This is a genomic window from Mobiluncus porci (assembly GCF_009695935.1).
Classification (GTDB): Bacteria; Actinomycetota; Actinomycetes; order Actinomycetales; family Actinomycetaceae; genus Mobiluncus; species Mobiluncus porci.
The window spans coordinates 68,755-82,510 of the sequence record NZ_VUMY01000009.1 but is presented as its reverse complement, the minus strand read 5'-3'; the positions used below and the strand labels follow the sequence as shown (position 1 = coordinate 82,510).

Below are 13,756 nucleotides of genomic sequence, written 5' to 3'. Positions count from 1 at the left end.
CTAGAACACTGGAATCAAAATCTCTTGACCCGCGGTTAGGACCGAGGCGGCATCGAGATGGTTTGCGTTCATGATTTGAGCCACCATCTCGTCAGTCGAAAGAGCCCCAGCATTGGCGGCGGCGAGATTCCAGAGGTTATCCCCGGGAACAACCGTATGGGAGAAGTAGTCAACAGGAACCATCCCGAAACTCGAGTCAAGGCCGATTCCTACCAGGGAACCGAGAACCACCGCCGCCACCAATGCCAAGATGAAGAAGGCAGCGCGCCAAGCCAGCGCCTGCCAGGACAGAGAAAGCGCTGGGGCAGGCTCCGTCGTGGACACCAAGCGCAAGGGAGTGACAGCTCGTTTGGAGCGCACCGCCGGATGATTCGGGGCCAAAACTGAATAGTCGAATGCGTAAGCTTCTTCCTCCAAAGCCGGAGCCAATAATGCCGTCATCTCAATCCTCCATCCACTCGAACACTTGTCCGTTCGAACATCTGTACGTATAATATAGAACATTGTCGGCGAGTTGTCGAGTCAAAATCGAACATTTGTGCGAATATTGATTTCTGAAAGCGAAAATCCGTCGACAAAACAAGTCTCCCAGGAGGCTCAAAACGAAAATCCCGCTTCGACAAACTGCCACTTTTGGTCGCTATTACAACAGAAAGTTGGGTTTGAGAAAGAAAACATGACACAAAGAGAAGCGGAAAGGAAAGGATGAGACGTGAGTGATTTGACGAAACGCCAGCAGGAAGTGCTGGCGACTTTGTACCGGCTGAGTCGCGAGTTGAGCTATCCGCCTTCCGTGCGTGAGTTAGCCCACGAAATGGGGCTGTCATCCCCCTCATCTGTCCAGCACCACCTCGATGTTTTGATTGAAAAAGGTTATCTGCGCCGCGTCCCGAACCAGCCTCGCGCTCTTGAATTCGTGAAGCTTCCCGAAGCGTTGGAGGCGAAATATTCCCCTGATTCCAAGGGACACGCCGAGGACACGCCGCGAACCACCGTCACCACGATTCCGGTTGGTATTGCCGATACCGAGGCGTCGAACGCGGTTCCCCTCGTGGGTCGCATCGCCGCTGGAACGCCCATCACCGCCGAAGAAATGGTGGAAGACACCTTTGCCCTGCCCCGGCGTTTCACCGGCTCCGGAGAACTATTCATGCTGGAGGTCCAGGGCGAATCCATGCGAGACGCTGCGATTATGGACGGAGACTGGGTGGTGGTTCGCGCACAAAACGAGGCTCGCAACGGGGATATTGTGGCGGCCATGTTGGACGGGGAGGCTACGGTGAAGGAATTTTCCCGCGACGGTAAACACGTCTGGCTCCTGCCCCACAACCCTAGTTTTGACCCGATTCCCGGCGATATGGCTACAGTTCTCGGTAAAGTCGTCACCGTGATTCGCTCCCTTTAGGGTTTTCCCCGAGGACACCGCAGCTTTGCTCCGGCTAGGCCTTCACCAAGTCACAATCGTCCGCGAAGGTTCTCACTCAAATATGCTCTTTGCGAGACGGCGCAGCGCCGCGAGAATCAAGTCCGCATCTGTTGTCGGCCACAACGGCGGCATAGAGGCAACGAGGAATTTCCCATAGTTCTTGTAGGCCACCCGTGAATCCAGCACGGCCACCACGCCACGATCCTCATGGGATCTCAACAGTCTCCCCGCGCCCTGAGCCATCAAGAGCGCCGCATGAGTGACAGAGACCTCCATAAAGGGATTACGCCCCGCCAACTGGGCGGCTTCGGAGCGTGCCTGAACCATCGGGTCACTCGGCACGGGGAACGGCACTCGATCAATAATCACCAAGCGGCAGGTATCGCCCGGAAGATCCACCCCCTGCCACAGCGACAAGGTTCCCATCAGGCAAGCCTCCGCGTCTTCCCGCATCTCTTTCACCAACGAAGCCATCGAGTCCTCGCCTTGCACCAAGATCGGAAAATCGGTTCTTTCTCGCAAGACTTCCCCTGCCATTTCTGCCATTTTCCGTGACGAGAACAGGCCCAAGGCTCCCCCGCGCGAAGCCTGCACCAAGTCCACGAGACGCTCCCAAAACACTTCCGGATGTTCCCCTCGCCCCGGGGCAGGAAGGTCTTTCGCCAGGTAGAGAATCCCCTGTTTCTCCGGACTAAACGGCGTCCCGACATCAAGGGTTTTTGTCGTGGGCAGCCCCAAATCGAGACCAATCGTGTGGAGGACCGGTGAAAAACTGCCTCCGAGCTTTAGCGTGGCGGAGGTCACGACTACGGCCGTCTCGTCCCAGATTCGAGCCGACAACTTATCTGCCACATTCAGCGGGGCAACATAGAGTCGCGGTTCTTGATCCGCTTCTTTCCCGCGACCTCGAGACAGCCACAACACGTTTTCCCCGGACTCCACGCTTGCGGGATTCATGGCCTCCAACGTGTCCAACAGGCCTGAGAGGGCACCTTTTGCTACTGCCACCTGCGCGTCTTCTTTAGAGTTCCCTTCCTCGTCGGAGCGACTACTGAGTTCCAACAGCCCCTGCTTCAAAGCAGGAATCAGCAAGGTTTGACACTCTTGAATTTCGGTAGGCACTGACTGGTAGCGTTTGGCCTCCAAACCGTTCAGAAAGAGATCAATCACCAAGGCCTGGTCATTGATCCGTTCCGTACAGTCAAGCCCAAGTCGACCGGACACTTTCCCTACTGAAGCCACCATCGCCCCACTCAACTCCGAAGTGGCCTGGGACCGGACCCGCTCAGCGAGTTCATGGGCTTCATCAACCACCAGCGCCTCAAACTCAGGCAGGGGCGTGGGGCGTCCCGCGGCCGCGAGGCCTAGCATGGCGTGATTCGTCACCACAACCTCGGCTTCCGTAGCTTTTTCACGGGCATGAACCTGGAAACATTCGCCTCGGAAGGGGCATTTCTCCCCCACACATTCGAGGCTGGAAAGGGAAACCTGACGCCACGCCCGCGCGGAAATCCCGCTGGGAGCCTCGTCGCGATCCCCAGTCTGGGTCTCGCGAGCCCACTCATAGAGACGCTTGGTTTGAGCCACATAGCCGCGGGGCGCCCGAGGTCGTTTCGTCCCACTGTCGGAGGAGTCAATCTCGTTTCCAACTCCCGCAGAGTTTTCCGCTGCGGTGAACAGATCCTCTCCGGTTCCCTCATATCCACCGTTGAGTTTATGCAGGCAAACATAGTTTTGCCATCCCTTCAACACTTCCACTCGCGGGGAGACCCCCACGACGTTTCGCAAAGCCTGCAAGGCAATCGGAGCATCCTTATTGATGATTTGGTGTTGGAGCGCCAAAGTCGCGGTCGAAACCACTACTCGCGCGTCGTTGTTGACCGCGTGGAGGAGGGCTGGCACCAGGTAGCCCAAAGACTTTCCGGTTCCGGTTCCTGCCTGGACCGCAAGGCGACCCTCTTCCTGGAAGGTTTGAGAAACAGCCCGCGCCATCTCCACCTGGCCGCAGCGTTCACTTCCGCCGAGCAGAGCCACGGCTTCGGCCAGTACGCTTTCACATTGGGCCCCAAAATCACTCATCTAATCCCCCATTTTGTGTGTGTTCACCAAATTGCGGTCCTTCGACACGCGCCGGACTTTCCAAGGCCTGATCCAGTAGTTTTGCCCCCAAAGCGGGAGGAACCCAGGCATCCACAAAGGTTCCGTCCTCGCGGGTTTCTCGACTCTCCAAGCGCCCCTCGCGGTAGATTCGCTCCAATAAGCCCAGGTTTTCCCACTTCACGAGAACTCGCACGTGTTGTGCGGGTGAGGGCAGGCGCTCTTCAATAATCGCCTTCAGCTCTTCGATTCCCGCCCCGCTTGCCGCGGAGATCTCCACTCCGTTTGGAATCAGGCGTCGCAACAGGGCGAGAGTCGGCGCGAGAGCTGCATCAATCTTATTGATGACCATCACCACCGGAATTTTTCGGATTCCCTCGATGGCATCGAGAGTCTCATTCACCGCCTCGATTTCACCCGAAGGATCCGGATTCGTGGCATCCACCACGTGAAGAATCAGGTCAGCCATCGCGGTTTCTTCCAAGGTGGAACGGAAAGCCTCCACAAGTTCAGTGGGAAGACGGCGCACGAAACCTACCGTATCCGCCAAGGTATAGGCTCTCCCCGAAGGGGTGAGCGTCTTGCGGACACTCGGGTCCAAAGTCGCGAACAGGGCGTTATGAACCAAAACATCCGCGCCGGTCAACCGGTTTAGCAAAGAGGATTTCCCCGCGTTCGTATAGCCCACAATCGCCACGGCCGGAATCCCACCGGAACGCCTGGCGGCGCGTTTCGCCTCGCGGCTGGGAGCCATCTCTTTCAACAAGCGTCGCAGCCGTGCCATGCGGGTTCGAATCCGGCGTCGATCCAGTTCAATCTTGGTTTCGCCCGGACCCCTCGAGCCGATTCCTTCGCCTCCCGCGGCGCGTCCCCCCGCTTGGCGGCTCATGGATTCACCCCAGCCGCGCAGCCGCGGCAACAAATATTCGAGCTGGGCTAGCTCCACCTGGGCTTTTCCTTCCCGAGAGGTAGCGTGAGTGGCGAAAATATCCAAAATCACGGCTGTGCGATCAATGACTTTTACTTTCACTACGTCTTCCAAAGCGCGACGCTGGGAAGGCGCCAATTCGTCGTCAACGATAACCGTGTCCGCTTCCAAGGTAGCGACTTCCGCGCGCAGCTCTCGGGCTTTTCCGGCTCCAAGGAAAGTCGCTGAGTCCGGTTTATCGCGCCGTTGAGTCAAACCGGCCAGTACTTGAGCCCCTGCAGTTTCCGCTAAGGCAGCCAGCTCGCGCAACGAACGCTCGGCCTCGTCGCGGTCACTTTGATAGATTCCCACCAAAATGACTCTTTCGAGGCGCACCTCGCGGTATTCCACTTCGGAAATGTCATCAACTTTTGAGCCCAGAGATTCCACGCGTCCCAAGGCATAGCGGTCTTCCCAGCGAGCAGCCTGCTCTCCGGTGACGCCTAAATTGGGAGAATCAGTCTCATTTAGCCCCAAGTTAGTTCCCTTCCGTTAAAATTCATCTATACCGACCGAGAGGTGCAATGGCTTTGAGTTTTAAGGATAACGCGAACCCTACCCCCGAAAATGGTGCTAACTCGACACCGCAGCGAGGACGCCGCGCCGCCTTCGGTCAGTCCCTGCCGCGCACCGCCCCAATTCCCAGTGATGCCAAGGAATATCGGAAGCGCCGCGAAAAGGCCTTGTTCAATGTCCCCGATTGGAGACCGGAGGAGGAAATTATCCTCGAGGCCGCTAGTCGCGACCCGAAAATCAAACTGCCCGAGCGGCTCAGACCAAAAGATCCGAAAGTCATCGAGGGACGGGTTCGAAAGCACGAACCTCCTCGCTCTAAAGCTAAGCCTCTCCCCGAATCTCCTGATAGGGCGGCGATTGAGCCTCCCGTGGAAGAAACCCGCTACGCTTCTCCCCCAGTAAAGCCCCCGCTGAGGGAAGAACCGCCCGCAGGGTCTGGCTCTCCCTTGTTGAATCCACCTGATCCTCACCCGAGCGGAAGACCTGCGCCCGCCGCGCCACGGTCAACCACCCCGACCCCGCCGCCCCCCGCAGCCGCACCATCCCAGTTGAACCAGGTGGAAACCGCGGCCCGGATTATTGGAAATCTCGCCGCTCTCATCGTCCCCACCCTGTGCGTTTTACTCCTTTCCGGATGGGGACCGACCGAAATTGCGGTGGTTTTCGAAGATTTTTGGCCCTACCTCGGACTCGCCTCGTTGATTACCATCGTCTTGGTCGTCCTAGACCAAGTAGCGCAAGCCCTGGCCGGTATGATGCGCCTGGCTAAACCCGCGGCTTGGATTATGGAGTTCGTGTTTTCGGCCCTCGGAGCTGGACTGTGTCTACATTTTTTCACCCACTCCGTTCTCGGAGCCTTCTTCCTGGCCCTGGTCATGAGCGTGTTGACCTCGCTTTTTTCCATGATTGTGGCGAAACTGTTTTAATGAATTCAACAAAGGAACTCCGCTAATGACCCCCAACTCTCACGTATCCCCTGGTGAACAGTATTTCACCGCCGCGCCTTCCTCCGCCGAACGCCCGAAAGAACTCGCGGTGGAACTCGCGGGAATGTCCTTCCAGGTACACACTGCAGCGGGAGTTTTTTCCGGTGACAGACTCGATAAAGGCACGTCGGTCCTCCTGCGTAAGGTTCCAGAACTTCCCGAGAGCGGGATCTTTGTAGATGTGGGTTGCGGGTGGGGACCGCTCACGCTGGTGATGGCGCGGTTGCGGCCCGAAGCTGAGATTCTGGCGGTGGATGTGAATGCGCGCGCCCGCGAGCTCACGGCAATAAATGCTAAGGCCAATGGGCTACCCAACGTGCGGGTCCTTGATGAGGCCGGAGCCTTCGCGGAGCTTTCTGCGGCATCGATTGATGTCATTTGGTCAAATCCGCCGGTAAGAATCGGAAAAACCGCACTTCACAACCTGTGGGACGCCTGGCGTGAAAAACTGAAGATCGGCGGCGAGGCGTATCTCGTAATGGGGAAGAATCTAGGCTCTGACCCTTTCTTGGATTGGGCGCTTAATAACGGCTGGAACGGCGAAAAAATCGCTTCCTCAAAGGGTTTTCGAGTCTTGAAACTTCTCCGAAAACTCTAATTTTTTGGAACTTCCGGATTTTACTTCCGCGGTTTCGGCCCTATTTTCTCGCTATCCAACTAACATTTAGCTATGCCGCAGTTGACCGCACAACGTCCGAAAGTGGTCACGCTAGATCGCATCTGTGATGCTTTAGACAGCACTGGCCGCAACTATGTCGTGGACGTTTACAATTCGATGCGCACGGTAATGGTACCGGGCGAGACCGCCACCAGCTACATAGACCTGGTGACGGGGGTTTTGCGGGTTCGCAGCGTGTGGCGCGGGGTCATTGACGCCCACCAGCAAGCAGAGCTTTTCCCCTATATTTCCCACCACAACCGCGAAGCCGTCGGCCCGCGAGCAGTGGTTAATGACCACGGGGATCACTTTCACATCTGTACCCAAACCGGTCTGCAAGTGGCCGCCGGGATGGGAAATCAACAGTTGGAGGCGAGCCTCCTGCTATCGCTGATTATGTTGGAGCGTTTCACGTCTAGGCTGGAGTCGGATTTCGCTTGGACTCCCCCGCCGAACAAATACTTCTTCCACCAAAATTTGCTTAAAAAACAGCACGTCCTCCAGATGCCGGTCGGTTTTTCTGATAACTCCACCACTCATCCGGTGGATGCCGATTTTGTAGAGGCGGCCTGCGGGCGTCTGCAACTTCGCGTGCAACGTGACGGTACCGTCTTCCGTCTCCTGGACAGTTCACAAGGAACGGTATTGCGACTCTTCGGAGAGGATACCTGGATGTCCGTCTCCACTTTGGTGGAGTTGCCGCGTCCGGCATCCGCAGAGGATTTGTTCCTCGCGGTCAACGGCTCTAACTGGTATAACTGCCTCGGAACGACCAGCATTATGGGAATGCGAAACCACCCGTACCTGCGGTTTGACTACCTGATTTCCACCGGTGAGGGCCTGTCGGAACGCCAGTTGGATACCCAGATCCTCGTCGGGATGGGTGTCGGGGCGGATTTGTTCTCCCACTTCGTCAATAAGCATCCCCGTTTGTTTGGGTAATCAAGTTCTGCTCTCGCGTGACTCCAGAGTCACAATGTCTTCCATGATTGTTTCTCGGTTCAGTCCCACCTCGGGATGCAAGGAAACGAGGCGTTTGTCACGGCGGAACCATTTGATTTGGCGCCGCGACAGCTGTCGGGTTGAAAGCGCTGTGGACTCGACCGCCTCAGGAACGGTCATGTCTCCGCGCAATACCGCAATGGCCTCGCGGTAACCCGTCGCTTTTGCCGCAGTCACCCCCAAGGGATGGGCTTGGTCTGCGAGGAGTTTTTCAGTTTCATCAAGGAGCCCGCCGACAAACATGGCTTTCGCGCGGGCGTTAATCCGCTCATCAAGAACTTGCGGGTCTGGGATCAAATAGAACTGGCGAGTGTCTTTCTGCCAGTAGGTACCATCAGGCAAAGTGGCGGTGAAAGGCTTCCCCGTGAGTTCAATCACTTCGAGAGCGCGCACCAGTCTCCGCGTATTTTTTGGCTCGATTTGAGCGGCCGCCTGCGGGTCGCAGGCCTCCAGCATTTCGTGGAGTTTCTCCCCTCCCTCGCGGTCGGCAAGTTGCTGAAAGTGGGCTCGCACCTCCGGATCGGTCGGAGGAAATTCCAAGTTATCAGTAAGCGCCCGCACATAAAGCCCGCTACCCCCCACCACTAGCGGCAAAGCCTGACGGTTTTGGATAGCGAGGACATCCTCACGGGCGTGGCGCTGGTAAGCCGCCACCGAGGCCTCCGTATCGGGCCACAGCACATCAATCTGGTGGTGAGGGATGCCACGGCGCTCTTCGGGCGGAGTTTTCGCCGTGCCGATATCCATTCCCCTATAGAGCTGGAAGGCATCGGCGCCAACGATTTCGACCCCGCCAGGGAAGCGCTTGGTGAACGCAGCCTCGGCCAGGAGAGCCTCAGCGAGATCCAGCGCTAAATCGCTTTTTCCACTCGCCGTCGGCCCCACAATCGTCACAAGCATTAAGGTTCATTCCTTCCTGTCGGGCTTGCGTCGCGCGGGAGGGGCTCTTGCAGCCAGCGAGGGAGTTTTTATTAGGTGCTTCGCGGACGACGGCTAATTGCCGTCGTTTGATCCGCTCCGCCAGTTACGCGGCGGCTCACTCGCGCTCCGCGCGATGCCACCGCGCCCACATTGTGTCGGCGTCGCTTCGCTCCCCACCACAATAGGACCCTTTCTCAAACGGTGCTTCGCCGGAAACGCTTTCGCGTTTCTTATTCGGCTCCGCCGTTTTACGCGGCGGCTCGTGTTGCCGCCGCGCCCCGCTGCTGCGAGCCCTCCCGAACGCTCCGCGTCGCACTCGTGCTTCTCCTACCTTACGTTAATAGCTCAGGACTGTAATATGGGTAATCCTAGAAGGGTGCCTGTGGGAGCCGGAGAATGTGTCGCCTCCCAGAGGTCGCCGGCGCGCGTTCGCCGCACCTCGAAAAGACCGTCCGGCTCGAGAGCGGAATCAGCGACGAGATGATGCGGGGCACCATGAGTGACCTGGACGGTCACGAAATCGCCGGGCCGCGGCGCGGAGGCGCTACCGTCAGCGGGGAGCGCAAAATGCACGAGTCGGTTGTCCCGCGCCCGCCCGCTCATCCGGCCGGTGGCCTGATCTTTAGTGCCTTCCGCGCCGACGAGAACCTCGATGGTTTTGCCTTCCTGAGCCTCGTTTTCCTCGGTCGAGATGCGTTCTTGCAGGTCAAGTAGGCGACGGTAGCGTTCGCTGATGACTTCCGGGTCTACCTGGTCTTCGCGGTCCGCAGCGGGCGTTCCGGGACGCCGTGAATAGATGAAAGTGAAGGCCGCCGCGAAACGGGCTTCTTCTAAAACGTCGAGAGTCGCTTGAAAATCCTCCTCGGTTTCCCCGGGGAAACCCACAATGACGTCGGTCGTTATGGCTGCCTCGGGAATCGCCTCGCGCACGTCTCTAAGAATCCGTAAGAATCGCTCCACCCGATAGGAACGCCGCATTTGACGCAAAACCCTGTCAGATCCGGATTGGAGCGGGAAATGCAGTGAAGGCATGACGGTGGGTGTTTCGGCCATTGCCTCGATGACATCTTCGGTGAAGGCGGCCGGATGCGGGGAAGTAAAGCGCAAACGTTCCAGGCCCGTCACCGCGCCGACTCCCCGCAAGAGCTCCGCGAAAGCCCCGCGTCTGCCAAATCCTGCCCCGTAAGAGTTCACATTTTGGCCGAGCAAAGTCACTTCTTGCGCTCCGGCATCCACCACCGCTTTGACCTCCTCCAAAATCTCCGCGGGTTCTCGGTCGCGTTCACGCCCGCGCAGGCTCGGGACGATACAAAACGTGCAAGTGTTGTTGCAGCCGACGCTGATTGATACCCAGGCAGAGGCCGGAGAAACGCGGTGGGCGGGAAGCACAGAAGGAAATACTTTCAGGGTTTCTTCGAGTTCAACCGCGGCCTCCTGGTTGTGGGCGGCACGCTTCAAAAGCACCGGCAGGACGTCGATATTGTGGGTTCCGAAAATGGCGTCCACCCAGGGGGCTCGCTTTAAAATCGCGTTGCCCTCTTGCTGAGCGAAACATCCCCCCACCGCAATCATCATGCCGGGCCGGTTCCGTTTCACGTCCGCCAATTGGCCGAGATGACCGTAGAGCTTTGTTGCCGCGTTTTCCCTGACGGAACAGGTGTTCAAAACCACCACATCGGCTCCCCCGTCACCCGCGTTCGTCGCCCGCGCGGCCTTTTCAGGAACGTTCGCCACCGGCACCATGCCTTCGGCGTCCAACAATCCCGCCATCCGCTCCGAGTCGTGTTCATTCATCTGACATCCGAGCGTCACGACGTGATAGGTGCGCGGCAAGTCTGGGGTTGTCGTTTCTAGGCTGGAGACGGAAAAATCTTGGGAAATGGCTGGATTAGTCACCGAGATATTCTAAGCCGTAAGCCCCGATACCACCAATGTGAAGCAATCAACTGGCTTCGCGGGATTCCTCACCGGCTTCGTCTCCCGACCCCTCTCCGCGGGATTCCAGGTGGTCGGCGGCGTCGTGGCTCATCTGCATACGGGCCAACGCAGTCAGCATCCGGATCTCCGGAGCGAGGCGCGACACGGAAGGAAAGTTCGTCTGTTCCAGTCCCCCCAACAACAGCAGCGCGTCAAAGCCCTGGTCGCATTCCAGCAGGGCGCGCGCCCGCAAAAGTCTAGCCAAGAACCTGGCATCCCCCTCGTTTCCGGCGAGGAGAATCCCGTCTGGTAGAGGCTCGAAATCGAGTAACCCGAGGGAAACAGACACTTCTACTGTCCCGTTGCGCTCATCAAAACGGCTGGCCAAACCACTAAGCGCTTCTCCCAAGAGGTCTCTGGCCTCCCGAACGGTCGGTCTGACCAGGGCCGGAAGTTCATGAAAACGCGAGGAACCCGCTAGGGAAACCTTCAACTGATAGCCGCCGTATCCGTTCAAATCCAAGGACTCCAGAGCCCCCACAATTCCCCGTATCCCACAGAGTAAATCCCACGGATCATGCGCATGGCGAATCAAAGACAGGTGACGTTCCAACACGAGAGCCAGACGCCGCCACATTCCCGTAACTGCCAGGAAACGAAAATGCTCCGCCAAATCGGTAAGCCTTCCACTGTCCCGATCGTATTCATAAGAAATCAGATGAGCCTCCCACGCTACCTGCCAAGCCTTCTCAGCAACCAACCCGGGAAGCATGACCCGCAAGAGGCGGGCTTTCTGGGCGGCAGGAATCTCGTGGGTTAACATCCGCCAGGAGACTTCCAGTGCCATCTCGGGGTGGGCCCCTATCGCCATCTCAATCTGGGTGATGTCAATAGCGCGCTGCAAGGAATGAGAATCAGCCGGACTAATGCGGTCTATCGCGTGGTCAAGGTAGGTGCGGTCCGCAATGCTCCGGCCGAGAGCCAGCCGCACTTGGTGGCGCAGATAATCCGAGGCTGCCGGCGTAGGCGCGAGAGTTTCTTGGAAAGCCTCTAGTCCCACCAGGAGATGGTTGATGAGCGACAGAGGAACATCCGGATGATGACAGGCACTCACTATCACGGCGGGGAAAAATCTCCCCAGTTGGGAGATTTCTCGAAAATCGTAGAGCTCGGGGCGGTAGAGCAGCCTGGTGAGGGTCGAAGAAAAAGCCTCCAGCGCTTTACCGGAGTTGCGTCCTTCTAGGTAGCACCCGATGAGCTCCAGCTCCGCTTGGGCCAACAGATCGTCGAATCCGGCCTCTTTAGCTGCATTGACCACGTCGAGGGTTGCTTTGGTGCGGGGAATTCCCGGGGGAATCGAACTGGCGTTCATGAGCTGTGTGGCTAGAACCGCGGCAGAATATGATTCCATCAAGACCCCCTCCCCTGCTTTCCAAGGCTACCTTATCGGGGCTGGCCCCATTTTGGGCTGTGACGCGCCGCGACACCCCCGCGAGTTTTTAGGACAGAGCAAAAACTCACTCTAGGATTAGGAAAGTGAGCTTTTTCGAGACCCAAGGTTTTGTTCCCGGAGTGGATCCGGAACTCTTGGCTGCCCAAATTCAAAATGAGATGGCCGAAACCCTGGGTGAGCCCTTGGGTGAGGAACGGCTTCGTCATCTCTTGGATTTGGCTCGGCTCGCCTCCAAACACGGCCTGGAAGACATGGAGATCTCCGTGCGCCTCGAAATCGTGTGGGATTCCTTGGAGTCGGGAGACACGGAGTATGCCCTGGCCACGTTTTCGTGGATTCTTGACGAAATCGCCCACGGGGAAGTGAACCCGAATGAGGAACAGGCCCTGACCCTGGCGACCCAGATGCTCCAAATTCCGGTTCTGGCAGCGCGTCACCCGAAAGTTCCGGCGGAAATCATCAATAACCTCTTGTTTTGGACCGAGCATTACGCCGTGGACGCGGGAATCGGCTTGCATTCTCGCCAAATGACGCGCCACCAGGTTGAACTGGGTCTCGGCCACCGCCTCGCGGCGCGAGAGTCCCTCGATATTGTCGCCGAGCTGGAGGAAATTCCTCGAGTGGTGAACGACGAAATCGACTGTCCTCTCCACCATTTTCGTTCCCGCATTGCTTGGGCCGTGAATTCTTCCGAATATGCCCACGCCCTGGCTCTCTACCGTGACGCTTTGGAACGCACTGCGGAGGCCGGCTGGCAATGCTTGCGACCCGATGACATCAATACCCTTTTGATGCTCCCGCTGGCTTGGGCTGCGGAAGGAGATGCCGCGTGGCGGGCTCACGAGCGGAGTTACCGTCAGCAAAGCGAAACCTCCCAATATCTCGGCGACATTGCCGCTCACCTGCGGTATTGCGCCGCAACCTGGAACCTGTCGGAGGGATTGGAGATGCTCGGCACCCACGCGCATTGGTTTTCCAACCCGGAAGATCCCTGGGATTTACTGGTCTCTACCCGAGCGGGAGCGACTTTCCTGAAACGAGCGGTAGGTGCCTATATCGGCACCGGCGCCCCCATCCCCACGCTGGGTTTCACGATTAGTGGAGAAAACCAGTGGCTGCCCTTCGAGACGATTCAGCCCAGCGACACTCTCGCCACCGCCCAGGTTCGCCTGGAACGGGTGGCGCGACGCCTGTCGCTGGCATTTGATGCCCGCAACGCTAATAACACCGTCTCCACTCGCACTGCGGAGAGTCTGCGCGAGCCGCCCATGTGCGACTTCAGCAAGGTGAAGCCCCTGATAGAGGCGCACCTTGCGGTGGAGGAACTCCTCACTGAACTGGGACTTGACCAAACGAGCACCACGTGGCTCCTGCCGCCCCTTGATGATCCGGCTTGGACCCAGAAACCCGTCCCAGAATTTCACCTCTTGGATTTCACCAAGGGCCAAGCGGCGCTCCAGCGTTTCGGTAAGGCCACGGCCAGCTTCGATTTCGATTCTCTGCCTCCGGAAATTTCGGGGAAGAAGGAACGGCTCCTGTTTGGCGCCAACCAGGTGGCCATTCTCGGGATGACCGGCAAGTGGGATGACCTCATCGACTCGGCTCTGCCCTTGCTGGAAGTGGGAGAGCAGCTTGATGAACACCGTCAATCCCTGCGTCTAGCCAGTTATCTCGTACAGGCCTATTGGCAGGTGGGGGAACTCACCCAGGCCCGCAATTGGCTCATCCGCGCCGACGCTTTCGTCGACGGAACGATTCCCGCCTCCTCTCGCGCGCTGCTGGAAAATTTAGCCCTGATAGCAGGATAAACTTA

At 58.0% G+C, this 13,756-nt stretch carries 11 protein-coding genes; 5 read left to right on the top strand and 6 right to left on the bottom strand.

Annotation, left to right across the window (positions count from 1 at the left end; translation table 11 throughout):
* Positions 1 to 441, bottom strand: a complete 441-nt coding sequence (locus tag FYJ63_RS06265) for a LysM peptidoglycan-binding domain-containing protein (RefSeq protein WP_154544860.1) — start codon at positions 439 to 441, stop codon at positions 1 to 3.
* Positions 442 to 712: 271 nt separating this feature from the next.
* Between FYJ63_RS06265 and lexA the strand changes: the two genes are divergently transcribed.
* Positions 713 to 1,405, top strand: coding sequence for a transcriptional repressor LexA (gene lexA, locus FYJ63_RS06260; protein ID WP_277028395.1), 693 nt, complete (start codon positions 713 to 715; stop codon positions 1,403 to 1,405).
* 72 nt (positions 1,406 to 1,477) lie between these two features.
* On the opposite strand, the gene FYJ63_RS06255 is transcribed toward lexA, so the two are convergent.
* Both FYJ63_RS06255 and hflX read right to left on the bottom strand, forming a co-directional pair.
* Positions 1,478 to 3,505 (bottom strand): ATP-dependent DNA helicase, encoded by a 2,028-nt coding sequence (locus tag FYJ63_RS06255; protein ID WP_154544858.1) that lies wholly within the window; start codon positions 3,503 to 3,505, stop codon positions 1,478 to 1,480.
* A complete protein-coding gene (gene hflX, locus FYJ63_RS06250) occupies positions 3,498 to 4,967 on the bottom strand; it encodes a GTPase HflX (RefSeq protein WP_154544856.1) in 1,470 nt (489 codons plus the stop codon). Before hflX ends, FYJ63_RS06255 begins: the two co-directional genes overlap by 8 nt.
* A gap of 47 nt (positions 4,968 to 5,014) precedes the next feature.
* Here hflX and FYJ63_RS06245 point away from each other — a divergent pair, with 47 nt between their 5' ends.
* The 3 genes from FYJ63_RS06245 to FYJ63_RS06235 all read left to right on the top strand — a co-directional run bounded on the left by FYJ63_RS06245 (position 5,015) and on the right by FYJ63_RS06235 (position 7,592).
* A complete protein-coding gene (locus FYJ63_RS06245; protein WP_229770019.1) occupies positions 5,015 to 5,932 on the top strand; it encodes a hypothetical protein in 918 nt (305 codons plus the stop codon).
* A gap of 25 nt (positions 5,933 to 5,957) precedes the next feature.
* Positions 5,958 to 6,590, top strand: a complete 633-nt coding sequence (locus tag FYJ63_RS06240) for a class I SAM-dependent methyltransferase (protein WP_154544854.1) — start codon at positions 5,958 to 5,960, stop codon at positions 6,588 to 6,590.
* 72 nt (positions 6,591 to 6,662) lie between these two features.
* On the top strand, positions 6,663 to 7,592 hold the full coding sequence (locus FYJ63_RS06235; RefSeq protein WP_229770018.1) for a hypothetical protein: 930 nt from the start codon (positions 6,663 to 6,665) through the stop codon (positions 7,590 to 7,592).
* Here the strand turns inward: FYJ63_RS06235 and miaA are convergent, their stop codons facing one another.
* The 3 genes from miaA to FYJ63_RS06215 form a co-directional block, all read right to left on the bottom strand.
* Positions 7,593 to 8,552: a tRNA (adenosine(37)-N6)-dimethylallyltransferase MiaA gene (gene miaA, locus FYJ63_RS06230; RefSeq protein ID WP_154544852.1), complete on the bottom strand. Its 960-nt coding sequence runs from the start codon at positions 8,550 to 8,552 to the stop codon at positions 7,593 to 7,595.
* Positions 8,553 to 8,918: 366 nt separating this feature from the next.
* A complete protein-coding gene (gene miaB, locus FYJ63_RS06220; protein WP_338106856.1) occupies positions 8,919 to 10,454 on the bottom strand; it encodes a tRNA (N6-isopentenyl adenosine(37)-C2)-methylthiotransferase MiaB in 1,536 nt (511 codons plus the stop codon).
* A gap of 61 nt (positions 10,455 to 10,515) precedes the next feature.
* A complete protein-coding gene (locus FYJ63_RS06215; protein WP_229770017.1) occupies positions 10,516 to 11,901 on the bottom strand; it encodes a hypothetical protein in 1,386 nt (461 codons plus the stop codon).
* A gap of 125 nt (positions 11,902 to 12,026) precedes the next feature.
* On the opposite strand from FYJ63_RS06215, the gene FYJ63_RS06210 reads away from it, so the two are divergent.
* The gene (locus tag FYJ63_RS06210) at positions 12,027 to 13,751 is read left to right on the top strand and encodes a hypothetical protein (RefSeq protein ID WP_338106854.1); all 1,725 of its coding nucleotides are present in this window, start codon (positions 12,027 to 12,029) and stop codon (positions 13,749 to 13,751) included.
* Positions 13,752 to 13,756: the final 5 nt, after the last annotated feature.